At 70.1% G+C, this 24,473-nt stretch carries 20 protein-coding genes; 10 read left to right on the forward strand and 10 right to left on the reverse strand.

The genetic code is table 11. The features are described from left to right. The first annotated feature begins 504 nt into the window (after positions 1-504). The gene (locus OG928_RS23680; RefSeq protein ID WP_406287047.1) at positions 505-801 is read left to right on the forward strand and encodes a hypothetical protein; all 297 of its coding nucleotides are present in this window, start codon (positions 505-507) and stop codon (positions 799-801) included. A gap of 720 nt (positions 802-1,521) precedes the next feature. On the opposite strand, the gene OG928_RS23685 is transcribed toward OG928_RS23680, so the two are convergent. Both OG928_RS23685 and eccE read right to left on the reverse strand, forming a co-directional pair. After that, on the reverse strand, positions 1,522-2,361 hold the full coding sequence (locus OG928_RS23685) for a hypothetical protein (protein ID WP_406287049.1): 840 nt from the start codon (positions 2,359-2,361) through the stop codon (positions 1,522-1,524). A 40-nt stretch (positions 2,362-2,401) separates the two neighbouring features. Further along, on the reverse strand, positions 2,402-3,556 hold the full coding sequence (gene eccE, locus OG928_RS23690) for a type VII secretion protein EccE (RefSeq protein WP_406287052.1): 1,155 nt from the start codon (positions 3,554-3,556) through the stop codon (positions 2,402-2,404). A 293-nt stretch (positions 3,557-3,849) separates the two neighbouring features. Here eccE and eccB point away from each other — a divergent pair, with 293 nt between their 5' ends. The 4 genes from eccB to mycP all read left to right on the forward strand — a co-directional run bounded on the left by eccB (position 3,850) and on the right by mycP (position 7,708). Then, positions 3,850-5,325, forward strand: a complete 1,476-nt coding sequence (gene eccB / locus OG928_RS23695; protein ID WP_406287054.1) for a type VII secretion protein EccB — start codon at positions 3,850-3,852, stop codon at positions 5,323-5,325. Between the two features lie 297 nt (positions 5,326-5,622). Next, positions 5,623-5,928 carry a WXG100 family type VII secretion target gene (locus OG928_RS23700; protein WP_406287056.1) on the forward strand — a complete coding sequence of 102 codons (306 nt, stop codon included), beginning with the start codon at positions 5,623-5,625 and terminating at the stop codon, positions 5,926-5,928. Between the two features lie 97 nt (positions 5,929-6,025). Next, positions 6,026-6,316, forward strand: coding sequence for a WXG100 family type VII secretion target (locus tag OG928_RS23705; RefSeq protein ID WP_406287059.1), 291 nt, complete (start codon positions 6,026-6,028; stop codon positions 6,314-6,316). A gap of 162 nt (positions 6,317-6,478) precedes the next feature. After that, positions 6,479-7,708, forward strand: coding sequence for a type VII secretion-associated serine protease mycosin (gene mycP / locus OG928_RS23710; protein ID WP_406287062.1), 1,230 nt, complete (start codon positions 6,479-6,481; stop codon positions 7,706-7,708). Between the two features lie 191 nt (positions 7,709-7,899). On the opposite strand, the gene OG928_RS23715 is transcribed toward mycP, so the two are convergent. Then, positions 7,900-9,186, reverse strand: a complete 1,287-nt coding sequence (locus OG928_RS23715) for a S8 family serine peptidase (protein ID WP_406287064.1) — start codon at positions 9,184-9,186, stop codon at positions 7,900-7,902. A 1,062-nt stretch (positions 9,187-10,248) separates the two neighbouring features. Here OG928_RS23715 and OG928_RS23720 point away from each other — a divergent pair. Continuing rightward, positions 10,249-10,557 carry a hypothetical protein gene (locus OG928_RS23720; RefSeq protein ID WP_406287065.1) on the forward strand — a complete coding sequence of 103 codons (309 nt, stop codon included), beginning with the start codon at positions 10,249-10,251 and terminating at the stop codon, positions 10,555-10,557. Between the two features lie 285 nt (positions 10,558-10,842). Here the strand turns inward: OG928_RS23720 and OG928_RS23725 are convergent, their stop codons facing one another. From OG928_RS23725 to OG928_RS23755, 7 genes are all read right to left on the reverse strand, one after another. Continuing rightward, positions 10,843-11,262, reverse strand: coding sequence for a hypothetical protein (locus OG928_RS23725; protein ID WP_406287067.1), 420 nt, complete (start codon positions 11,260-11,262; stop codon positions 10,843-10,845). 274 nt (positions 11,263-11,536) lie between these two features. Further along, entirely contained in the window at positions 11,537-15,487 is a 3,951-nt protein-coding gene (eccCa, locus tag OG928_RS23730; RefSeq protein WP_406287069.1) for a type VII secretion protein EccCa, read from the reverse strand. 155 nt (positions 15,488-15,642) lie between these two features. Further along, the gene (locus OG928_RS23735) at positions 15,643-15,972 is read right to left on the reverse strand and encodes a hypothetical protein (RefSeq protein WP_406287072.1); all 330 of its coding nucleotides are present in this window, start codon (positions 15,970-15,972) and stop codon (positions 15,643-15,645) included. After that, the gene (locus tag OG928_RS23740) at positions 15,969-16,316 is read right to left on the reverse strand and encodes a hypothetical protein (protein ID WP_406287074.1); all 348 of its coding nucleotides are present in this window, start codon (positions 16,314-16,316) and stop codon (positions 15,969-15,971) included. The genes OG928_RS23735 and OG928_RS23740 overlap by 4 nt, the downstream gene beginning before the upstream one ends. Continuing rightward, complete coding sequence (locus OG928_RS23745) at positions 16,313-16,885, reverse strand: hypothetical protein (protein ID WP_406287077.1); 573 nt, start codon at positions 16,883-16,885, stop codon at positions 16,313-16,315. Before OG928_RS23745 ends, OG928_RS23740 begins: the two co-directional genes overlap by 4 nt. A 34-nt stretch (positions 16,886-16,919) precedes the next feature. Further along, on the reverse strand, positions 16,920-17,930 hold the full coding sequence (locus tag OG928_RS23750; RefSeq protein ID WP_406287079.1) for a WXG100 family type VII secretion target: 1,011 nt from the start codon (positions 17,928-17,930) through the stop codon (positions 16,920-16,922). 72 nt (positions 17,931-18,002) lie between these two features. After that, positions 18,003-18,353, reverse strand: coding sequence for a hypothetical protein (locus OG928_RS23755; RefSeq protein ID WP_406287081.1), 351 nt, complete (start codon positions 18,351-18,353; stop codon positions 18,003-18,005). 355 nt (positions 18,354-18,708) lie between these two features. On the opposite strand from OG928_RS23755, the gene eccD reads away from it, so the two are divergent. From eccD to OG928_RS23775, 4 genes are all read left to right on the forward strand, one after another. After that, a complete protein-coding gene (gene eccD, locus OG928_RS23760) occupies positions 18,709-20,106 on the forward strand; it encodes a type VII secretion integral membrane protein EccD (RefSeq protein WP_406287084.1) in 1,398 nt (465 codons plus the stop codon). A 144-nt stretch (positions 20,107-20,250) separates the two neighbouring features. After that, entirely contained in the window at positions 20,251-20,538 is a 288-nt protein-coding gene (gene rpsO / locus OG928_RS23765) for a 30S ribosomal protein S15 (protein WP_406287086.1), read from the forward strand. A 306-nt stretch (positions 20,539-20,844) separates the two neighbouring features. Next, positions 20,845-23,070 carry a polyribonucleotide nucleotidyltransferase gene (locus OG928_RS23770; RefSeq protein WP_406287089.1) on the forward strand — a complete coding sequence of 742 codons (2,226 nt, stop codon included), beginning with the start codon at positions 20,845-20,847 and terminating at the stop codon, positions 23,068-23,070. Next, positions 23,067-24,428 (forward strand): M16 family metallopeptidase, encoded by a 1,362-nt coding sequence (locus tag OG928_RS23775; protein WP_406287091.1) that lies wholly within the window; start codon positions 23,067-23,069, stop codon positions 24,426-24,428. Before OG928_RS23770 ends, OG928_RS23775 begins: the two co-directional genes overlap by 4 nt. The last annotated feature ends 45 nt before the right edge of the window (positions 24,429-24,473 follow it).

Raw genomic sequence — 24,473 nt, forward strand, 5'->3', positions numbered from 1 at the left:
CGGGTACGGCTCGGCCTGCGGTCGGCTCTCGTACTGCGGGGGCTCGGGCGTGGGGAACCGGTCGGGCGCGCCCGGTGCGTCGGATCGCTCGGCGCTCGCCGGCTCGGTCGCCGGGGCGGGGTCCTGTCGCGGCTCCGGCTCCGGTGTCGGCTCCGGTGCCGGCTCGAACTCGGGCGCAGGCTCGGCCGGGCTCGGGTGGGCGGCCAGGAGCCCGGGATGGGCGTGCCGCCGGCCGGCGTGGTCGGCACCTCGTGATGCCCGAAGGGCGTGTCCGCGTGCGCGTCCTCGGCGCGGTCCGGCGGCGGCGGGGCGACGGGCGCCTCCTCGGCCGCGGGCGGGGCCGGAGGCGCGGGCGGCTGCTCCACCGGCCCGGCCTCGGGCGGTTCGAAGGTCGGCTCGTGCGGGTCGAACGCCGGCGGAACCACCGTGGTCGGCTCACCCGACGGGGCGGTTTGGCGGTCGTCACCCGTCGGGCGATCCGACTCGAACGTCGGCGGGAGCACCGTGGTGGGTTCGCCCGGCGTGTACGGCTCCGGGGCGGGCGGTTCGGGCTCGAACGGCGGGAGCACTGCCGTCGGTTCGCCGGGCGTGTACGGCTCGAAGGCCGGCGGTACGACCGCGGTCGGTTCGCTCGGCGAGAACACCGGTGCGGGCTCGGGTGCCTCCTGCGCCGGGGGCGGGACGACGAGCGGCTCGGGTGCGGGCGGGTCGAAGCCGCTCGGGTCCCGGGCGGGCTCGCTCGCCTCGTGCGGCGGCGGCGTGCCGGTGGGCCGGTCGGGCGCGCTGCTGTCGTGGCCGTAGGGGCCCGGCGTGTGGGCGGCGGCTGCTCGGCCTGCCTCGGCGCGCCGAGGTCGGCACCGTACGGAGCCGGCGCGGGGTCCTGCGGGTGGTGCGCCGGCGGTACGGCGGCGGGCGGCTCGGCCCCGGGGGCGCCGAAGCCGTGCGGGTCGTGGGCCGGCCGGTCGTCCGCCCGATGCTGCGGCGCGGGCGCGCCGGCGTCGTTCCCGTACGGACCGGGCGCGTGGGCCGGCGGCTGCTCGGCGGGCCGGGGCGCGCCGAGGTCGGTGCCGTACTGCGGCGGCAGTTGCGGATCCGGCGTCCGCGCCGGCGGCACCAGCGTCGGATCGTCGGTGCCGTAGAAGGGCGGCGGCGGCACCTGGTCACGCTGCGGCGGCCCGGCCGGGGGCGAGGGCGCGCGGACTCCCGAGGGTGGTGGCGCGGGCGCGCCGCCGTCCTGATGCGTGTACCACGAGGGCATGGTGAAGTCGGGTCCCGACCACTCCTCTTCCTCGTCGGCCCCCGGCTCGATGTGTGCGCCGTCCTGCTCGCTGCTCACGGTGTGGTCCTTCCGATCGTCCGGAGGCGGCTCGGTATCAGATCACCGCGGCGCCGCCGTCCGCCATACCCCGACCCGGGTCGGGGCTGCCCCCTACACGAGTCTCACAGCGTAGTCAGCGGCGCCGGCACCCGTCGCGGGTCCGTCCGCCTGTTCGCCCAGAGCGAGCCGATGGACACTCTTCGTCAATCCATGCGGCGCGGCGGGCCGAGCAGTCCGACCTCGGCCTGAGTGGGCGTCAGCAGTACGTACTTGCGCGACTTCCGGGTGCTCCACAGGGTCAGTTCGTCGCCGAGCGTCGGCAGCGCGACCTCGTCCTCGGGGGGTAGCGCGAGCACGGTCGCCGCCGCCTGCGCCTCGACCGGGGAGACCCGTTGGATGCCGACCAGGCCCGTGCCGGGGCCGATTCGTTGCCTGGCCTGCGCGGGGTCCAGGAACGGCAGCAGGGTCAGCGTGGTCTGCCACGCGGCGGGGGCGAGTCGGTTGCGCGGCGGGCGCGCGCCGCAGTCCCGGATGACCAGGACGGGGCTCCCCGGGGTGGGGCCCTGCGGGCCGAGCCGGCCCACCTGATGCACCGTCACGCACGGCTGCGCACCGCCCGCGGCCTGGGCCATCGCGGACCACAACTGCGGCCGGCCGGACTCGATCGCGACGCGCGCGCCGATCGCCGCCGCCCGCAACGCCATGATTTGCACCACATACGCGCCGCCGACGAACGCCACGTCCAGCGCCTCGGGCCGGAACAGCCCGAGCACCGCCGGATTGCGCTCGGCGTCGACCCCGATCACGACGCCGTCGTCGCCCACCGGCAGTCCGAGCGCGGGAAGCTGAGCCGTCGTCAGCACGTGCCGCTCGTGCCGCGGCCCGACCAGGCGGGCGATGCCCTTGCGGCGGCCGGGCGGCGGGGCGGGCGGACCGGAGTCCGGTGCCGGGCTCGGCGCGGGGGCCGGTGGGGCCGGATTCCGGTTGTTGCCGCGGCCGGTCGGGGCCCGGCGTCGGCCGCGTCCGGTGTTGGTGGTGCTCACTGGTCGATCCTCCCCGTACATGTGCACATGTGACGCCTCGTCACAGCAGGCCGCCGAGCGGCAGCGTGGCCAGCACGGCCGGCTGCTGCTCCCAGTCCAGCCGGGTCAGGCCGATCTTCGCGGTACGCGCCCGTCGTTCCAACTGCCGTGTCACGTCGGCGAGTTCGCTGCTCGAGCGGGCGGCGATGCGGACGTGCGTGGTGAGCGCGGTGGTGCCGCCCACGCCGTGCGACGCGGTCAGCGCGAACGTCGTGGCGATGGCCGGTGTCGCGGTGAGCGCGCCGACCAGGTCGGATGTCTGCCCCTGGGTCAGCTGCGGCCACCGGTTCGCCCAGTAGGTGGTGTGCCATCGGTCGTCACAGCGCCACGCGCGCTTGGACTCGGTGGTGCGTCGCCCGCCGCGTCCGTACTGGCGTGTGGTGCGGTTCACACTGCACGACGTCGCCAGCGCCTGGATCAGCTCCGGCTCGTCCAGCGCACGGGCCTCGAAACCGGCGCCGGTCAGATTCGCCGCGAGCTGGTTGACCGCCCGCAGCAGCGCGCGCTGGGCCCCCTGTTCGCCGCCGCCACGCGCCGCGACCGCGCTCGCGGACAGCTCGGGCTCGAACCGCAGCGCGATCCAGGTGAGCCGCAGCGCGGGCACGTCGTGCAGGCCCTGCTCGACGAGCTGCCGGTACGACCGGGTCGCCAGCGCCTCCTCGGGCAGGTGCGTGGCCGGCGCGGGCTGGGTGTGCTGGACCACCTGTACCGACGACAGCACCACGTCGTCGACCTCCAGCGTGCTCACGATCGCGGGCAGCGGCAGCGGCCGTTGCGCGCGGGTGGGCCGCAGCGGCTCGTCCCGCGAGGTGACCAGCAACACCGCGGTGAGAAACGTCCCGTCCCCGATCAGGCCGATCGAGCGGCGTTCGCGGTCGGTCACCGCACTCGTCACCAGCTGCGGAGCGCACTCCAATACCGGTACGAGGGTGGGATCCGCGTCGTCCGGCACGGCGGGCATCCGCCGCCTGTGGCGGAAATCGAGGACGATCGGCAGCCACTGCACGAGCCAACGCCCGCGCAGCCGCGCGATCGCGGGCACCACGAGCAGCAACGCCACGGCACCGAGGCCGATCAGCAGCGCCGGATTGGTCGCGAGACCGATCGCGACGAGCACCACCCCGAGCTGGATCAGTACGATCTGTTGCACCAGCACGCCGCCCACCCGCCCCGCGCGTGGATGTACCCGTAGAACGGCGCGCTGTGGTGCGGGTGGTGACGTCCCGTCAGGTGTGGGCGGGCGTGTCTGCCGATGCGTCCCTACAGGCGCGGGTGCGGCCACGTTTGCATCCCCCATGCTCACGACTTGTCCCCGTACGCCGTCGCCCGGCTGTCACGGTGGGTGCGGCACACCGTACGGTACGGGGCCAGAGGTTCGCCCGCGACCCTGTGGCCGCGTCGGTGATAGAACCTTCAGCCGGAGCGCACGGTCGATCACGGGGGAGAACGATGGCATCGCGCCGCGAGCAACTTGAGGCGTACATCTTCGCGCGCCGCCGCATGGTGGCCGCATTCCTGCAACCCGCGCCCGGCGGTGGGAGCGAGGAGAACGCCCCCAAGCCGATGCGCATGGTCACGCCCAGCATCGTGGTCGCGATGCTGGTCCTGGTCGGCTTCGGCGTGATCGGGCTGATCAAGCCCGGCACCCCGCCCGGCTGGAAGGACAAGAGCAGCCTGATCGTCGGTCGCGACTCGGCGAGTCGGTACGTCTATCTCGACGGCAAGCTGCACCCGGTGCTCAACATCGCGTCCGGCCGGCTGCTCCTGGACCCGGGCAAGTTCAAGGTCAACATGGTTCCGGAGAAGCAGCTCAACAGTGTGAACCACGGTGCGCCGCTGGGCATCCCGAACGCGCCGGACCGGCTGCCCACGGCCAAGGAGGTCAACGCCCGCAAGGCCTGGACGGTGTGCGAGCGCCCGGCCACCGGCAAGGACGGCAAGCCCGACCCGGGCGCCGAGCCGCAGCGCAGCGTGTTCATCGGCGCGGCCCCCGCGGACGGCGCGCTGCGACCGGGCGAGGGTCTGTTCGTCCAGGACAGCGACCTGCGCAAGTACCTGATCTACCAGGGCAAGCGTTTCCTCGTCGAGAAGACCACGGTGATCGGCGCGCTCAACCTCGTGGGCCTCCCGGCCCAGCCGGTGAGCGACGCGTGGCTGGCCACGCTGATCGACGGCGGCACCATCGACCACCCGACGCCGACGGACGCGGGCAAGTCCACGTCGTTGCCGCTGGACACGGAGTACAACAAGGTCGGCATCGTGCTGCGCGCCGAGGGCAGCGCCCAGCGGCAGAACTACGTGGTCACCATGGACGGCGTGATGCCGATCAGCGAGCTCACCGCGGTGCTGCTCACGTCGGACCCGCAGGCCAGGCAGGCGTACGGGAACACCCAGCCGGTCGCCTTCCCGGTCAACATCGGCACGCTCGGCGCCGCGGTCGTACAGGACCGCACGTACGCCGCCGAGAAGGGCTGGCCGGACATCCCGCCGGCGCCGATGAACCGGATGACGCGCAACGACCTGGAGCTGCCGCGCAGCGTGGTGTGCAACACCTTCTTCGGCGAGTGGCGCGGCAACCAGCCCGTGACCGCGCAGTCCGCGGGCACCCATCTGCCGGAGCAGCTCGTCGAGGGCATGGGCGGCGTATGGGTCAAGCCCGGTGCGGGGGCGCTGTATCGCGAGGTGACCGGTACGCCGAACGAGGGCGGTCCGATGTATCTCGTCGCCGACTCGGGGCTGCGCTACGGCATTCCGGAGGAGGCCCAGACCGGAAATCAGCCCGCGGCCGGTCAGGAGAGCGAGGCGAAGACGCGCCTGGGCTACAAAGGCGTCGAACCGCGGTCGCTGCCGCGCGCGTGGTCCGAACTGGTCTCCCGCGGCCCGCGATTGAGTGCCCAGGACGCCAAGAAGCCGCAGGGATCCTGACCTGCCGGGCGAGATTTTCAAACCTGGTACGGGAGTTGGGGTAGCGTCGGTCCATGTCGTGAGTGACTGCGAGCGCAGCCGAAGAGCACCACTCAAGACCCGGGCGTTACACCGGCCCAGTACCGTTTCGACTGCGTAAAGGTTCCGTAACCATGCGTAGGGCCTCGCTTGGGGGCTTTCCGCGGTTACGGTTAGAGTTCCCACGACGTCACAACAGTGACGTTGGTGCGGGGGCGCCCGACACGGGTGACACGAACCTTCCCTCGCGCACGTCTGTCTCATGGGGGATGGTGAAACATGGCAGGTGAAGCGTTCAAGATCACTCCGCAGATGTTGGCGGAGCTGTCGAAGAAGGTTCAGGGCGTCGCGACCGACCTGGAAGCGGCCATCACCGAGATGAACCGCAAGGTCGACGCGATCGAGGGGCAGTGGCAGGGCGCCGCACGGAACCAGTTCGACCCTTTGCAGGAGCAGGCCGTACAGAAGGCGCTCGGTGTCAAGCGCGCTCTTGACGCCATTTCCGGGGCCATGGGCTCGAACGCCAACTCGTACGACCACGTTGAGCAGGAAGTGGGCGGCAGAATCTCGAAGTTGATGTTCTGACCGATTTTCCTTCGGTAGCCGACGGTCGTACCCGCTCTCGTGCTGCTCGGGGCGATGCCCCGGTCGCAAACCGGTCATCCGACACTGGGGAGAAAGCATGTCGTCTGTAGTTGTCACTTTCGCTGCGCTCGAACAGGCCGCAGCCGATATTCGCGCCCTCAACGCCCGTCTCGCCGACATGCAGTCGGGTCTGAAGCGGGACATCTCGCCGGTCACCGAGTCGTGGTCCGGTGACGCGCGCGAGGGTTACCTCGTCCAGCAGGCGAGCTGGGACCAGAACGCGCAGGGCCTTCAGGACGCGCTCAACGGCATCGCCGACGGCCTGATGCGCGCGGCCGAGGCGTACCGCCAGACCGAGGCGTCCAACGCCAAGATGTGGCAGCAGTAGTCGGTACCACCGCAGCGATGTGGTGAGAGGAGGCGGGCGCGAGCCCGCCTCCTCTCGCGTCCGTCACCGGTCCCACGGGGGGTCGGCGAGATCTGACGACAGACCCGGCCGGACCGCGATCGACGGGCGGCGGCCGGGTGTTGATCCGGAAGGCGATCGACGATGCGATCCGTGCGGCGGTTGTGGGCGGCCCCTGCCCTCGCGTTGGGACTCCTGCTCCCCGCGGGCTCGGTGGGCGCGGTCGCGGGAACGCCCCCCGGGCCGGCGGACACCGCCCTGCTCGCGGGCAGCGATTGCCAGTACCCGTCCAAGCCGATGCCCGGCAAGCCGTGGTCCCTGCAGCGGGTGCTCCTGGACGAGCTCTGGCAGAAGGCGACCGGCAAGGGCGTCACGGTCGCGGTGATCGACAGCGGCATAGACGACGACAATCCGCAGCTCGGTCCCGGGATCACCATCGGTGGCAAGGACTTCTTCAACGACAAGGGCAACGGCACCGACGACACCCACGGCCACGGCACGATGGCCGCGGGGATCATCGCGGCCCGGCCCGGCGACCGGCTGACGCCCAAGCTCGAGACCGGCTTCGCGGGCCTCGCGCCGGACGCGCTGCTGTTGCCGATCCGGCAGAACGGCGGCGACGACGCGACGAAGGGCAACGAGGACACCCTGGCCGCGGCGATCGACTACGCGGTCACTGCGGGCGCCTCGATCATCAACATCTCGCAGGACACCGTGGGCGGCCAGAAGCCGGGCTCGAAGCTGGAGGAAGCGGTCCAGCGGGCGATCGCCAAGCAGATCGTCGTGGTCGCCGCGGCCGGCAACTCGGGCGACAAGGACAACCTCGACTCGTGGCCGGCGGCGTACGACGGCGTGTTGGCCGTCGGCGCGTCGGACCGGAACAACGAGCGCGCGCCGTTCTCACAGAACAAGCCGTACGTGGGCGTGATGGCCCCCGGCGTGGACATGTGGTCGACGGTCCCCAAGGGCGGGCACTGCCGCGGTGACGGAACGTCCTTCGCGACCCCGTACGTCGCCGGCGTCGCGGCCCTGATCCGCTCGGTCCACCCGACCTACACCGCGGCCCAGATCATCACGCTGATCGAACAGACCGCGCAGCGGTCCGCCCCGGGCCACGTGGACGGCGTCGGCTGGGGCGTGGTGGACCCGCTGCGCGCGCTGAACTCGACCAAGGTCCCCGGTAACTCCCCGGTGCCGGACCCCCAGGTCGACCGCAGCACCGAACTCGTCAATGTCGCCCCGCTGGCCTCCGGACCCACCCGCGCCGAGCGCGACCGGCGGCAGGCGTCGGTGGTCCTGTTCCTGGCACTGGGCCTGACCGTCGTGGTCATCTGCGGCGCGGTGGTCATCCGCGACGCGCGCGCGTCGAAGTAGTCGAAGCAGCCGGATCGGGGCCGGTCGGGCCGAGCAGCGGCCCGGCTTCCGGGGCGTACGCATGCGCGGGCGTCCCCTCTGGGGGTCATGGCGCGTCGAGCACCTTGACCTGAAGCGCCTTGGTTTGAGGGCCAACCTCCGTTGTCGGGCGGGCCGCTGCCAATACGGGGCGGGGCCTTGTTGTGTGAGTCTCAGCTCGGGCCGTACGGGCCGCCCTGGTAGTAGGACGGCGGCCCGCCGGGCCAAGCCGGTGCGGCGGCTTGTTGCCGAGCCGCCTCGCGGGTCCGGCGGCGGCGTACGGCCACGACGGCGGCGCCGGCGACCAATGCGACGGCGACCGCGCTGCCGCCGAGGATCGGGACGAGCAGGCTGTCGCCGTCGGACGTGCTGCCCGAAGCCGCGGGGGGAGCGGTGTTGCTCGGCCCGGCGGCGGGCGCGGTCGCGGCGGCCGAGGGCGTACCCGTCGCGGGCGGCGCGGAGGGCTTGTCGCCGCGCACACCGACGAGCGGGTTCACGTCGGCCGGTCCGGGGGTGTCGGTGGCGGCGATGGCCTTGCGGGGGCTGACGGCGCCATAGCCGAAGGTGTTCGAGGGCACGGGCTCGTTGGGCCGGTTGGCGGTGTCGATGAGCCGACGGATGACCTGATTGGCGGTCCAGTCGGGGTGGAGCGACCACACGAGTGCGGCGATGCCGGAGGTGAGCGCCGTCGAGTCGCTGGATCCGGTGGCCAGGCAGTAGCGGCTCTCGGTTACACAGGCGCTCGGGATGTCTTGTCCTGGAGCGGTCAGCGAGATCCACGACCCACGCACACTGTTGTTGGCGGGGCGCCCTTCACGATCCACCGCACTGACGGCCAGGACACCCGGGTAGGCGCCCGGATAGACCGGCACGTTGTGTCTATCCATAGGAGTGTTCCCACCGGCGGCGACCACCAACTTGCCTTTGCTCAAGGCATATGACACTGCTTCTCTCAACACTGGCTGGTCGACGGAGCCACCCTGGGAGAGGTTGATGATGTGGGCCGGCGAGTCCGCAGCGAGACGGACGCCCTGAGTCAATGAGACGACGTCTCTCCCGCCGGAGGCAGTTGCCTTTATGCGGAACGGGAGCACTTTCGTGGCAGGGGCCACACCGTAGACACCCTGGCCGCCGGCGGCCCGGCCTTGTCCCGCGATGAGGCTGGCCATCCCCGTGCCGTGACCGTCTTCGTCGCCTGAAGCGTTCAGACTGGGCAGCGTTTGTCCCACCAGGTCGGGGTGGGTGGCGTCCACTCCGGAGTCGATCACCGCGACGGTGATACCGGCCCCGCGTGTGGTCTTCCAGACCTCCTCGATCTTCCAGGTGTCCAGGTACCACTGTTGAGCACGGATGGACTCGGCTCGGGCGGGCGGAGCGAAGCGGCCAGCGCCGATCAGGACAGCCAGGAGCAGGCCGAGCGAGACGAACAGCCGGGGAGCTCGGATGAGGCGTCCGCTCATGCGGAGATGGTGTCCTTCCCGGGACAGTGACAGGACGTCGATCACTTGATGACCGGCGGGACGACACCGGGGCGGCGTGGGCCGTCCCAGACATTGTCCTCGTCGTCCTCGGAGCGGCTGGGGCGCGGCCGGACCTGTTCCGCGCGTGCGCCACCGGTGAACGGCGTCCGCTCTCCGGGCGTCGTGGTGCGGCGTTGGGCACCCGATCCCGAGGGTCCGGGAGTCCCGCCGTCCGCGGGCAGTGCCTGCAAGCGCGGCGAGTTCCGATTGGACGGAGTACTCGAAGTGCCACCTACGGAGCCGCCTTGTGACGACGCCAGCCTGCGCCCGGATCCGGTGCGCGACGGTTGTCCGGTCGCAGCACCGCCGACGCCGGAGGCACCCGGCATTCCCGGGGAGCGACCGGGGGAGCCCGTCGCGGAAGTGCCGCCCGGCCCGACGGGGCCCGGACCGTGTGCTTCGGGTCGAGCGCTGAACGTCCCGCGTCCGCCGCCGGGTCCGGGAGTGCCGCCGGGCGTGGTCCCCGGGATGCTCCCGCCCCCGCCGCGCGGACCCATGCCTCCCGGACCACGGGTGCCCGGCACCGATCCGGGAGCCGAGTTGGAGCGGCCGCCGCCTCCTCCGCCGGGGGAGGTGAAGGGGTTGTTCCCAGAGTAGGGAGGCACACTGCCCGGGGTGCCTCCGCTGGGCCCGTTTGCTCCTGGTGGCCCAGCGCCGGGGCCTCCTCCCGTGACCTGGGGCATCCAGGAGGGATCGAGTGTCGTGCCCGGACCTGTCAGAGGGCCGCTGCCTTGCAGGCTCGTTGTTTGAGGCACGTGAGGCATGGTTGAAACCGTTCCCGAACCGCCACCCGCACCTCCGGACCCACCCCCCGGCACGAATCCCTGTGGAGCACTGTAGATACCGGAGCCCGGACTACCCGCCCCGGAACGAGCGCCCGAAGAGTATTGCCCGCTTCCACCCGAGCCCCCACCAGTGCCTCCCGAGCCCCCACCGCTCCCTCCACTATCACCCGGGCCGCCCCCACCCGGAGCATTCAGGCTCGCGCCACCGTGCTTGTCGTTGTTGTCGCTCGGAAACACCGGAACCGGAAGCCCCTGCAAGTCCGTCGCCGCCACCCGATACGTCGACGCCAGCGTCCGCATCTGCGTGATCGCCTCGCGCCTGGCCGCCTCCACCTGCCCCTGGGCGTCCGCGTGGGCCTTGACCGGGTCCACGCCGTCGGCCGGAGGCGGGGTGCCCGGTGGCACGACCGGGGCCGGCTGGCCCGCCTTGGCCAACACCGCCCCGTCCACCTTCGGCATGGCCATCTTCGCCACGAAGATCTGCGTGCCGACGTGGTTGATGTGCCCACCGGCCGCGCGGGCGTAGTCGCCGAGGCCGTTCGTGGCCGCGACCAGCGTTCCGGCGAGCAGTTGGAAGGCGTCCGCGCTCTCGCCCTGCCATCCGTCGTTCACGCCCCGCGCGATCTTGGCCAGACTCTCCGCGGCCGTGGTGATCTTCTGCGCCGCGCCGGTCAGCTTCTCCCCGTAACCGGCGAGCGCCGAGGGGTTGGCAGTGGCGATCATGCTCTGCAATTGCTCGAGCGTGAAGCCCTCGAAGTCGGTCTCCGTCATCGGAATCGCCCCCTGATCCGCGTGCCCTGCCGCCCCGGCGTCATCCGAGATCGACCTTTCGATCCGCCTGCGACACTTGCGGCACCTGCGGTGTCTGCGGCACCTGCGCTGTCTGCGGAGCCGAACCCCCGACGGCGGGCGGCGGGCCACCATTGAGCTGCTGCTCGATCTGCGACATGGCCCGGCGCTGATCGTCGTCCGTCGCCGCCATGTTCTCGCCGGTCGCCTTCATCCCCTGCTTCATCGACACGATCTCGGAGTGCAGACTGTTGATCAACGTCTGCAGCCGCTGGGCCGTCTCCTTCAGTACCCCGCCGATCAACGGCGCCTCGGCGAACGACACGCCCAGATCCCCGTCGCCGATGGTGTACTTCGTCGAATTCGCCGGAGAGTCCGCGGTGTCCACGAGATCCGCGAGTACACCCTGCAGCGCGCCCTGGAACGTCTCCAGGGCCTCCACGCTCAACCGGAGGTTCGCGCCGCCCCCGGGCCCGACTTCCTGTTCTGCCATGACCAGCATCCCCCGGTGCTTGTACGTCTGTGCCGCGGCGCGTTTCGGCGCGCGCCGAACAAACCTGTGGCCGCAGCGTGCCCAATTGATCCATAGGGCATCAGCAGATCGCAAGAGGAATATGACGTTCCGTTATAACTATTCGGATGGACGTTCGCCCCAACCGGTACAAAACGGGGCCCGACCGATGTCGGCCGGGCCCCGTCATGTGGGTGGGGGTGCGCTATTGGTCGGGCAGCCACGCGGTCTGGATGAGTTGGGTGCCGCGGCGCCTGGTGATGAACTGGCCTCGGCCCGGCGGGAGTTGGCTGGGCTTGATGTTGCCCATCAGGACGCCCTCGTCGCGGTTGCCGGAGAGGATCAGGCCCGATGTGCCGAGGTCCAGGAGCTTCTGCAGGACCGGTTCGTACAGCGCGCGGCCCGCGCCGCCGCTGCTGCGGGCGATGATCAGGTGCAGGCCGACGTCTCGGGCCAGCGGGAGGAACTCGGCGATGCTGCCGACCGGGTTGCCGCTGGAGGAGGCGACCAGGTCGTAGTCGTCGACCAGCAGGAACAGCTCCGGCCCCGACCACCAGCTCCGGTTGCGCAGCTGATCCTGCGTCACCTCCGGTCCGGGGAGCCGCCGTTCGATGCCGCCGCGGATCTCGGCCATGAAGGAGGTCAGCGCCGGCGCCGCCGCCGCGTACTCCAGCAAGTGCGACTCCGGGACCACGTCCAAGAGCGTGCGCCGGTAGTCGGACACGATGATCCTGGCCTCCGCCGGCGTGTACCGCTCGGAGATGCCGCGGGCGAGCAACCGCAGGAAGTTGGTCTTGCCGGACTCGCTCTCGCCGAACAGCACGAAGTTCGTGTCCACGTTGAAGTCCAGGTACACCGGGCTCAACGTCTGCTCGTCCACGCCGATCGGGATTCCCCGACCCGGCACCTGCGCCGGCGTCGGCAACTGCTCGAAGGGAAGCAGCATCGGCAGCACGCGGACCGGCGGAGCGGGCGGACCCGACCACGCGGCCTTGATCGCGCCGACCATGCTCGCCATGCCCTCGCCCAGGTCCTCCGCCGAGTTCGCCCCGTCTATCCGCGGCAGCGCGCCCAGGAAGTGCAGCTTGTCCGGGGACAGACCGCGACCCGGTGCGCCCGTGGGCACGTTCGCCGCGAGCCGCCGGTCGACCTCGGACTCCATCGTCTCGCCGAGCCGCAGTTCGAGCCGGGTCTGGATCTGGTCCTTGAGCGCGGGCCGGACCTCCGGGTGCCGCGACGCGGTGAGGACGACGTGCACGCCGAAGCCCAGACCACGCGTGGCGATGTCGGTGACCTCGGCCTCGAGCGCGTCGAAGTCGTTCTTGAGCGTCAACCAGCCGTCCACGAACAGGAAGACGTCGCCCCACGCCTCGTCCGGCAGCGTCCCGGCGGCGCGGCGTCGACGGAAGGTGTCGATCGAGTCGATGTTGTTGACCCGGAACATCTCCTCGCGCCGGTTCAGGATGCCCTGGACCTCGCTGACGATCCGTCGGACCCGCTCGGCGTCGAGCCGGCCGGCCACCCCGCCCACGTGCGGCAGATCGTTCAGCGCGACCATGCCGCCGCCACCGAAGTCCAGTACGTAGAACTGGACCTCGGACGGAGTGTGGGTCAGCGCGAAGGAGGTGATCATGGTCCGCAGCAGCGTGCTCTTGCCACTGCGCGGACCGCCCACGATCAACGCGTGGCCGGCCGAACCGGAGAGGTCCGCGTACATGATGTCGCGGCGCTGCTCGAACGGCTTGTCCACCAGACCCAGCGGCACCACCAGACGACCGTTCGCACCCCAGTCGGGGGCGGTCAGGCCGCGGTCCGGCGTGACCACCAGCGGCGGCAGCATCTGGTCGACCGAGTTCGACTCGGCGAGCGGCGGCAGCCACACCTGGTGCGCGGGCGGGCCCTGGTTGACCATGCGTCGCACGATCACGTCCAGCACGGTGTCCGCGAGCGCGCTGTCGATGTCCGGCTCGGGCTCCGGCTCGGGCGGCAGATCGGGCTGCCGGTTCCACATGTTCGCGACCGTCCACTGGCTCCCGAACACGACCGGCATCGGCGAGCCGGCCTGGTTGCGCCGGACCCGGTCGGACGGGCGGTACGTACCCGACACGTACGCGGCCTTGAACTGCACCATCGACTCGGTGTCGAACTTCAGGTAGCCCGCGCCCGGCACCGACGGCAGGTGGTACGCGTCCGGCACGCCGATCGCCGCGCGCGACTCGGCGGCGGAGAACGTGCGCAGACCGATGCGGTACGACAGGTAGGTGTCCAGACCGCGCAGGCGGCCCTCCTCCAGACGCTGCGACGCGAGCAGCAGGTGCACGCCCAGCGATCGGCCGATGCGGCCGATCTGGATGAACATGTCGATGAAGTCCGGCTTCGCGGTGAGCAGCTCGCTGAACTCGTCGATGATGATGACGAGCGACGGGAGCGGTTCGAGCGCCGCGCCCGCGACGCGGGCCCGCTCGTAGTCGTGCATGTTGGCGTAGTTGCCGGCCGAACGCAGCAGTTCCTGACGCCGGTTCAGCTCACCGGTGATCGAGTCGCGCATGCGGTCGACCAGGGTCAGGTCGTCCGACAGGTTCGTGATGACCGCCGCGACGTGCGGCATGTCCGACATCCCGGAGAACGTCGCACCACCCTTGAAGTCGGCGAGCACGAAGTTGAGGATCTCCGAGCTGTGCGTGGTCGCGAGACCGAGCACCAGCGTGCGCAGCAGCTCCGACTTGCCGGAACCGGTCGCGCCGACGCACAGGCCGTGCGGACCCATGCCCTCCATCGCCGCTTCCTTGATGTCCAGCATGATCGGCTCGCCGGTCTGACCGATGCCGATCGGGACCCGCAGCCGGTCGTTGGGCGGACGCGGTCGCCACGTCTGCGACACGTCGACCTGTGCGGCGTCCCCGATGCCCATCAGGTCGGTGAAGTCCAGGTTGGCCAGCAGCGGTTCGTCGTCGTCGTTGGCCGAGAGCCGCAGCGGCGCGAGCTTGCGGGCCAGCGCCTCGGCGTCGCTCTCGGACAGGAAGTCGGGGAGGCCCTCGTACGCGCCGGCCGTCGACTCCAGGGTCAGCCGGTCCTCCTCGGTGATGATCGCGAGGCCGCCACGCAGCTCGTCGAGCGGTCCCGGGATCACCTCGACGATCGTCACGCCCTGGAGGCCGTCGGCCCCCGCGAGCTGCGAATTGGCGGGCACGCCGCCGCCGTCGAGGACGACGACCAGGTGCGGCTGGTCCAGCAGGGGCTGCGCGCCGGCCGCGAAGCGGGACCGGCCGGACAGGTCGTCGGCCAGCCACTCCTCGATCTCGCCGAGGTCGCCCGCGATCATCCGGACCGAGCCCGCGCCGTCCGACTGGGACGGGTGCTGCACGTGCGGCAGCCACTTGAGCCAGTCCCAGCGGGGCAGCGAGTTCGCGTCGGTCGCGACCACGATGCGCACGTCGTCCGGCGAGTGCAGCACCGCGAGTTGGCCGAGCATCGCCCGGGTCAGCCCGTACACGCTCTCCGGCTCACCGGAGACGGTCAGGTGGTAGAAGGACCGCAGCGAGATCGCCATCGGCAGGTCGTCCAGGGTCGCCTGGGTGCGCAGGAAGCGGCCCATGGCGTCCGCGCACAGCGGCTCCAGCTCCTCCAGCGGCGCGGTGCTCGGCGCCACCAGCGGGGTGGACAGCTGCTGTTGGCCGACGCCCACCCGGATCTGGCCGAAGTCGGCGTCGCCGGCCCGGCGTTCCCAGATCCGTCGCTCGCTCGCGGCCACCGACCACAGCTGGTCCGGGTCCGGGTGCGTCCACAGTTGCGCGTCGCGCTGCTTGCGGGCGGTCTTCCGGACCTCCTTGCGCTGCTGCCCCAGGTACTTGAGGTAGTCGCGGCGCGCGTCCAGCATCTCGACGCGGTTGCCGCCGCGGGCCTTGATGATGTTGGCGACCACCATGACCAGGGACGACACCATCATCAGGCCGCCCATGACCATCATCATCTTGGGTGCGCCCGGCATGAAGAAGAAGCCCGCTGACCCGAGCATGCCCATCATGGGGAGCACGCTCATGATCCAGTTCTGCTCGGCCGGGCGCTCCAGTTCGGGCGGCGGCTGGAGCTGGATCTCCTCCGCCGGCACGGGAGAGGGCAGCACCCTGGGCGGGCGCTTGACGATGACCACGGTCAAGGTGAATCAGCCTCATCCGTCGCGAGGATCCTTGGATACGGATCGAGCCCGCCGCAGAACACGGAAAAGGAGCAGGTGATGTGAGTCAACCCACCCCGTCAGGGTCGTCTCCATGATGCCGACGGCCATGGGGCCGATCGGACGTGCACGGCATCCTACTGGCCGAACCCGTTCGCGCCAGGGGTAGTTCTCCGGGATGCCGGCGGTGGGAAGGCGCCGGGCGGGGCCGTGCGCACGAACGTCATCCGGCGCTGCCCGCTGTAATTCTTCGTCTTCAAATACAGATAGCCCTGCTCGGCCGCCACCTCGATCACCTCCGGCGCGGTCAGACCGGTGCGCGGGAGCCAGATGTTCCGCTTCCGGCGGCGCCCCAACGCTTTTGCCACGGCCGCCCGTTGGCGGTCGACAGGCCAGGCCCGGCGGTGCTCCAGGTGCCATATATAGAGGGCGAAGAGCACCGCGAAAACTACTCCGCCGATCGTCACAGCCCGTCCTCCCACCACGGTGAACCGTTCCGCGGTGGCGGAAGGCGTCGGAAGCACAGCCGCATGCGGCCCTTGCGGTCCGGCAGGGTGGCGGTCCACACGTATCCGTGTGCCAGCGCGATGCGGCGAACCTCTTCGGGCCCCGGTAGGTGCTCATCGAGCGGAGCGGAGACCTCGTCCTCACCCGAGAACCAGATTGAGAACCGATTCGCCTGCTTTGTTCGCGCGTCCGGCTGGTGGCCCCGAACGCGCACGTACAGCGCCATCGCGACGACCGGCGCCACCAGCACGCAGAGCCCGACCAGCGAGATGTCCCGTGTAACCGCCTCGGCCGCAGTAATCATGACCGGCCGCCGGTGATGCGCAGGGTCTGCAACATGACGAGGGCCACGTCCACGAAGTCCTGCGACCGCACCAGGTTCGGCGTGGTCATGCGGAAGTGGATGGTCGCCCGAGTCCCACGCACGGGAACGAACGCGTTCAGTCGGGCGAGTGTCGCGCCACCGGGCAGGGCGTCAGGGGACGCGAGTGCTTCGTCGTCCATCGCGATGACGGCGGGCCCACACGGCAGATCGAGGAATGTGGGAGCCCGCACCGCGAGCCCCTCCGATCGCAACGTCGCGTGGATCTGCGTCACCGCCTCCGTCGGATCCGGCGACGGGGAGGCGCGTAACGCCGCGGTCATCCATGCGGATACGGATTCCTCACTCGACGGATCAGTCTCCAGTAAAATCGCGGAATAGAAGATGCCGTCCGCTTCCAGGGCCTGTCGAAACAGTTCCCCCGGGTCGTCCGCAGGGGTATCCGGGGCGACCTCGGAAGGGCGCGGCAGAATGACCTGGAAGCTGCGAGGGGACGTAATTTCCGCCATGATATCGGGATGATTCTCGAACGGTGCGAGGCTGGATATCATATGTCATCTCTCCCGTTGGATGGGCTCTCTGTCGTCAGAGGCCGAAGATCTTCTTGATTTTTCCCGATCCGGGTATCTTGTCGACGATATTATCGTCTGCCCATTTGAAGGGTGCCGTAATCGGTTCGAAGTCGCGATTGAAGAGATCTCCCAAGCCGGCACCGGTGACCACGTATCCCAGGCCCTTGACCCATTCGATGGTCTTATCCGCATTGCGGAGCAGGTTGACGCCGGGCACGATCCCGAGGGTGTCCCACATGTAGGTACGCCAAGGCACGCTTTCGCCGCCCAGGTCCGCCAGCGCGTGGAAAATGAGCGCGTCGGCCGAGGTTGCGGAGGAGATCAGGGTCAACGGCGGGGCGGCGCCCGTGGTCGCGCTGATCCCCGCCCAGAAGTCTCCGGCCTTCAGGTTGAATTCCGACTTGCGATCGATCCACCCGGGGGACCCCGAACCGGAGTCCTCCCCTCCGCCGTAGGGCATCGTGCTGCGCTTGATGTCGGCGGCGATGCGCTGGGCCGTCTCGTCGTGCCTTTTGCGCAACTCCATCCCTTCGGCGCGGATCGCTTCGAGCATCTGCACGGCCTGGCCGAGCGCCTCCTCGGCCTGCTTGCGGTTCGCGCGCTCCTCCGGCGCCACGATCGGGGACAGGTTGTGCCGTTGGAGATGGGGACTCTGTTCGAGTCGGTCCACTTGTGCGGCCGCACCGCGCGCGCGACTCTCCAAATCCTGACCCTGCTGATCGAACGTGCCCAGCGAGGCCGCCCACGTGTCGAGGGCCTCGACCGTCGCCCGGAGCCGCGGCAGCATCTCCCGGAGTCGGGTGGCGGTGGCATCGAGATCCGTACGAAAGGCATCCGCCGCAACGCCCGTCCAGGACATCGACGTCTGCCCGGCGGCCTCCATCCCCTCGACGAGGTGGGTCGCTTCCGATACCGACTCGCGCGTTCTCGTGGCGAGTTCGACCATGGCCGGCGGCTGTCCGGGGGAGGGGTCGAATCCTAATCCGGGGAATTCCTTGGCATTCTCGAAGAGTTCAAATCCCATGTGTGTGCCCCGATCCGGAAAGCATTCGATGACGTAGGTCCCGAGGTTTCGCGAGTTTCACGCCGTGCGCGGTCACCCCGTGTTCCCGTCGGGGGTGGTTCCGCTGCTCACTGCCGCGTCGCCGGCCGCCGCCGAGGCGGTCGCTATACCGAGACGGATGCCTTCCTCGGTTTTCCGATACTCTTCGAGAGCCGCCGCCAGGGTGCTCTTGAGCATTCGGCTCTTCTCCTGGATCAACTCGACATCCCGACTCATCGCGTCGTGGACGGCGAGGCAGGCGGTATCGAGATCCTTGTGCCCGGTGCGTCCCGGGCCGGTCTCCTTGAGAGCGGCCAGGGTGTCCTGTAATCCACGCATGTTCTGGATGATGGCGTCGTGGACGCGCGACAGCGCCTCCATATCGACGGCGAAGCTCTCGGCCATGCCTTCCCCCCACACCTCGCGACGCCCCTGACGGGAATCGCATCCGCACAGGCTCGCGCCGCGGTGTGCATGTGAGGCGACCTCGTGTGGACGGCGGATGCTGGAATCGCCCGTGGAGGCACGGGCTCGGATCCGTCGCGGAGCACGGAAAGGCCAAGGCGGGTGATGTGAGTCAACCCACCCCGTAAGGGTCGTCTCAATGGCACACGTGGGGCGGTGGAGCCGTTCGTGTACCCACCACATGTTATGGGCCGGCCGCGTCGATTCCAGTGATCGGGCGTATAGAGTTCGTCGATATCCCGGCCCCTCGGGGCCGCGGGACACGGGGCGGCTACAAGCAGGGGGATCTGCACAGGTGAACTCCACGACCACGACGGTCACGACCGGGTTCGCCCGGATCACCGTCATCGCACCGGATTGCCGAGTCGACCTCGCGCTGCCCGAGGAGGTCCCGCTCGCGGAGCTGTACCCGGAGATACTCCGGCTCTCCGGGCAGGTCCAGCGCAACGGCGCGGTGACCGGATTCCAGCTCACCCGCCTGGACGGCGAGGCCCTGGACAGCACGCTCACGCTCGCCGCGCAGAACGTGCGCGACGGCGAACTGCTGCGTTTCACCGCGCTCGCGGACGCGCCGCCACCGCCGGTGTACGACGACGTCGCCGACTCGGTCGCCACCTCCGTCGCGGGCGAACACCGGCTCTGGACGCCGGAGATGCTGCGGATCGCGGGCCTGTCCGGCGCGGCCGTGTTCTTCTCGCTCGGCGCCATCGTGCTGTGGCGGATGACCCCCCTGCCGCACGGCCTGCCGGCCATCGTCGCGGGTTCGCTCGCACTGGTGCTGACCGTCGTCGCCGGCGTCCGCGCCCGGGTGTACGGGGACAACACCGGCGGCGCCGTGCTCGGCCTCGGCGCGCTGCCGAACGCGTTCATCGCCGGTCTGGGCATCGTCGAGCCGCCGGTGCGCGAGGGACCCGGACGGGTCCAGTTCCTGGTCGCCTGCGTCGCCGTGCTGGTCGTGTCGACCCTGATCGCCGCGCTGCTACCGGAGCGCGGAGCGGTGTACATCGCCGGCGCCGGCGCCGGCGCGCTCGGCACGCTCGCCACCTTCGGACTGATCGCGTTCGACAGCGGCCCCCGTGAGGCCGCCGCCGTCGCCGCCACCGTCGCGGTCGCGATGATCGCGTTCCTGCCCTCGTGGGCGGCCCGGCTCGCGCGCCTGCCGATCGGCTTCCTGCCCTCCGACGCGCCCAACCGGCAGGGCGACACGCTCGACCACGCCGACGTCGCGGCGCGCGCCCGCAACGGGCACGAGCTGCTCAGCGGCCTCACCGGCGCGTGCGCGGCCGCGATCGTCGCCTCGTGCGTCGTGCTCGGCAACGTCGACACGCTGTGGACGCAGATCCTCACCGCGGTCGTGTCCCTGGTGACCCTGGGCCGGGCCCGCCTCTTCCGGCACACCGCGCAGGTCACGGTTTTGTATACGGCCGGCCTGCTCGGGCTCGCGATGCTGTTCATCGGGCTCGCCCTGGACACCGGCTTCCTGGACAAGGAGCGCCAGGGCTGGATCTTCGCGCTGGTGTGCGTGATCGGCGCACTGCTCTCGATCGTCGCCACCACGGTGCCCGTACGGGGTCTGTCCCCCTTCTGGGGGCGGCTCATGGACGTGCTCGAAGGCATGCTGATGGTCTCGGTCGTGCCGTTGTGCCTCGCGGTCCTCGATCTGTACGACAAACTGCGGAACATCACAGCCTGATGCGCTCCTGCTAGGGTTGTCCGTATCCCGGTGCCGCGTGCCCGGGATGCGTGCTGCCCACGGGTGGCGCGCCCGCACCATGTGAGCCCAGTCGCCTCCGTGAGTCAGACCGGGGGCGCTCACCACCTTGTAGAGGGAGAACACGTGTCGCTCGACGCAGCAACGAAGAAGCAGATCATGGCCGACTACGCCACCAAGGAAGGCGACACCGGCTCCCCCGAGGTGCAGGTCGCGATCCTGAGCTACCGCATCAACGAGCTCACCGGCCACCTCAAGGAGCACAAGCACGACCACCACAGCCGCCGGGGCCTGCTGCTCCTGGTCGGCCAGCGTCGTCGCCTGCTCGGCTACCTCGCCAAGAAGGACATCGAGCGCTACCGCACGCTGACGGACCGCCTGAGCATCCGCCGCAGCGGCGTCGGCATCCGCTAGTAACGAACGACGGGGGAGCGGCTTTCCGTAAGCCGCTCCTTCGCCGTATCCGGACGCGGTCTTTGTAGGCTGTGTTCCGCGGGCGCGTCACGCGCGCCGCACACGGCACGTCGCGCTACGAGGCGTGCCGGTACAACCCCACGAATTGGGAGCGCCGCGTCGCGACCAAGGCGCCGACCTACAGCGCCGGTCCTCGGTAGTGGCCCCCGGGTAACGCACCCGGGTGCTTCGATCGAAGACCGGCTCGGCCGGCCCTCAGGCGTCATGCGCCGCGGACCTCCCTCGACACGACCGAGGAGGGCACCCGTGGAGGGTCCCGACATCAGCTTCGCCGAAGCAGTCATCGAAAACGGCACGTTCGGCAACCGCACCATCCGCTTCGAGACCGGCCGGCTCGCCCGGCAGGCCGCCGGCTCCGCCGTGGTCTACCTGGACGACGACACCATGGTGCTTTCGGCCACCACGGCCTCGAAGCGCCCGAAGGACCAGCTCGACTTCTTCCCCCTGACGGTGGACGTCGAGGAGCGCATGTACGCCGCGGGCAAGATCCCCGGCTCGTTCTTCCGCCGCGAGGGCCGCCCGAGCGAGGACGCCGTCCTCACCTGTCGGCTGATCGACCGTCCGCTGCGCCCGTCCTTCCGCAAGGGCCTGCGCAACGAGATCCAGATCGTCGAGACGATCATGGCGCTCAACCCGGACCACCTGTACGACGTCGTCGCGATCAACGCGGCCTCGATGTCGACGCAGCTCGCGGGCCTGCCGTTCTCCGGCCCCATCGGTGGCGTGCGCGTCGCGCTCATCGACGGCCAGTGGGTCGGCTTCCCCACGCACACCGAGCTCGAGCGCGCCGTGTTCGACATGGTGGTCGCGGGCCGTGTGCTCGACGACGGTGACGTCGCGATCATGATGGTCGAGGCCGAGGCCACCGTCGGCACGATCGAGCTGGTCAAGGGTGGCGCCGCCGCCCCGACCGAGGAGATCGTCGCCGAGGGTCTCGAGGCGGCCAAGCCGTTCATCAAGGCGCTGTGCGCCGCGCAGGTCGAGGTGGCCAAGAGCGCCGCCAAGGAGACCGGCGAGTTCCAGGTCTTCCTGGACTACCAGGACGACGTCTTCGAGGCGCTCACCACCGCCGTGTCCGACGAGCTGTCGGCCGCGCTGACGATCGCCGGCAAGCAGGCCCGCGAGAGCGAGCTCGACCGCGTGAAGGACGTCGCGGCCGAGAAGCTGCTCCCGAAGTTCGAGGGTCGCGAGAAGGAGATCGGCGGCGCGTTCCGCGCGCTGACCAAGAAGCTCGTGCGTCAGCGCGTGCTGCGCGACAAGGTGCGCATCGACGGTCGTGGTCTGACCGACATCCGCACCCTGTCGGCCGAGGTCGAGGTCATCCCGCGCGTGCACGGCTCGGCCCTGTTCGAGCGCGGCGAGACCCAGATCCTGGGTGTCACCACGCTGAACATGCTCCGCATGGAGCAGATGCTCGACACGCTCTCGCCCGAGACGCGCAAGCGCTACATGCACAACTACAACTTCCCGCCGTACTCGGTCGGCGAGACCGGCCGCGTGGGTTCGCCCAAGCGCCGCGAGATCGGCCACGGCGCGCTCGCCGAGCGGGCGATCCTCCCGGTCCTGCCGGCCCGTGCGGACTTCCCGTACGCGATCCGTCAGGTGTCCGAGGCGCTCGGCTCCAACGGCTCGACCTCGATGGGCTCGGTCTGCGCGTCCACGATGTCGCTGCTCAACGCCGGTGTGCCGCTCCAGGCGCCGGTCGCGGGCATCGCGATGGGCCTGATCTCGGACGAGATCGACGGCAAGACCGAGTACGTGACGCTGACCGACATCCTCGGTGCCGAGGACGCGTACGGCGACATGGACTTCAAGGTCGCCGGCACCAAGGAGTTCGTGACCGCGCTCCAGCTCGACACCAAGCTCGACGGCATTCCCGCGTCGGTGCTCGCCGGTGCGCTGAAGCAGGCCAAGGACGCCCGCCTGCACATCCTCGACGTGATGATGGAAGCCATCGACACGCCGGACGAGATGTCGCAGTTCGCGCCGCGGATCATCACCGTCAAGATCCCGGTGGACAAGATCGGCGAGGTCATCGGCCCGAAGGGCAAGATGATCAACCAGATCCAGGACGACACCGGCGCCGAGATCACCATCGAGGACGATGGCACGATCTACATCGGTGCGTCGGACGGCACGTCGGCCGAGGCCGCGCGGGCGACGATCAACGCGATCGCCAACCCGACGATGCCCGAGGTCGGCGAGCGTTACCTGGGGACGGTTGTCAAGACCACGACGTTCGGCGCGTTCGTGTCGCTCATGCCCGGCAAGGACGGCCTGCTGCACATCTCGCAGCTGCGCAAGATCGCCGGTGGCAAGCGCGTCGAGAACGTCGACGACGTGATCAAGGTCGGCGACAAGGTCCAGGTCGAGATCGCCGAGATCGACGCCCGTGGCAAGCTGTCGCTCGTCCCGGTCATCGAGGGCGAAGACAACGACGCCGAGGCCTCCGAGGACGCTGCCGCCAAGTGACGTCCTCCTCGTCGAAGAACCAGGCCGCTGCGTCCGCGCAGCGGCCTGGTTCCACGAAGACCCTGCTGCGTGACGCGGACGGCGTCGGTGCCGTGCGCCGCACCGTGCTGCCGGGCGGCCTCCGGGTGATCACCGAGAACATGCCGTCCGTACGCTCCGCGACCTTCGGCATCTGGGTCGGGGTCGGCTCGCGCGACGAGACGCCCGCCCTCGCCGGTACCTCGCACTACCTCGAGCACCTGCTGTTCAAGGGCACCGAGAAGCGCGACGCCCTGGAGATCTCCGCGGAGCTGGACGCCGTCGGTGGTGAGATGAACGCCTTCACCACCAAGGAGTACACGTGCTACTACGCACGCGTGCTCGACAGCGACCTCCCGCTCGCGATCGACGTCATCTGCGACATGGTGACGAGCTCGCTGATCGAGTCCGAGGACGTGGACGCCGAACGCGGCGTCATCCTCGAGGAGATCGCGATGAACGAGGACGAGCCCGGCGACCTCGTCCACGAGCTGTTCTACGACGCCATGCTCGCCGACGCGCCGCTGGGCCGGCCGGTACTCGGCACGGTCGAGTCGATCAACGCGCTCACGCGCACCCAGATCAACGGCTACTACAAGCGCCGCTACCGGGCGCCGAACATGGTCGTGACCGCGGCCGGCAACGTCGAGCACGCCAAGGTCGTCCGCCTGGTCAAGAAGGCGTTCGCGCACGTGCGGGTGGACGAGAACGCGGTGGCCGCGGCGCCGCGCACCGGCGGTCGCGCGTTCCGCTCCACCGGGAACGTCCGGCTGATGAACCGGCCCACCGAGCAGGCCCACCTCGTGCTCGGCATGCCGGGCCTGGCCCGGGACGACGACCGGCGGTTCACGCTCAGCGTGCTCAACACGGCGCTCGGCGGCGGGATGAGCTCGCGCCTGTTCCAGGAGATCCGGGAGAAGCGCGGACTGGCCTACTCGGTCTACTCGTTCCACTCCGGCTACGCCGACCTCGGCGTGTTCGGCATCTACGCCGGGTGCCAGCCGAAGAAGGCCCGCCAGGTGATCGACATCTGCCGGACCGAACTGGACAAGGTGGTCCGCGAGGGCCTGCCCCAGGACGAGATCGATCGCGCGATCGGTCAGCTGCGCGGTTCCACCGTGCTCGGCCTGGAGGACACCGGGTCGCGGATGAGCCGGATCGGCAAGAGCGAACTCGTCTACGGCGAACACCTGTCCGTCGACGAGGTGCTCGCGCGGATCGGCGCGGTGACCGCGGCCGAGGTGCACGAGGTGGCGAAGAACCTGTTCGCCGCGCGACCCACCCTGGCCGTGGTCGGGCCGTTCGCCGACGACGCGGACTTCGTCGCCGCGTCGACCTGATCGACATCGAAGTTCCTCTGACTGGGTTCCTCTGACTGGAGAGTG

Source organism: Embleya sp. NBC_00896 (genome assembly GCF_045207785.1).
Lineage (GTDB): Bacteria > Actinomycetota > Actinomycetes > Streptomycetales > Streptomycetaceae > Embleya.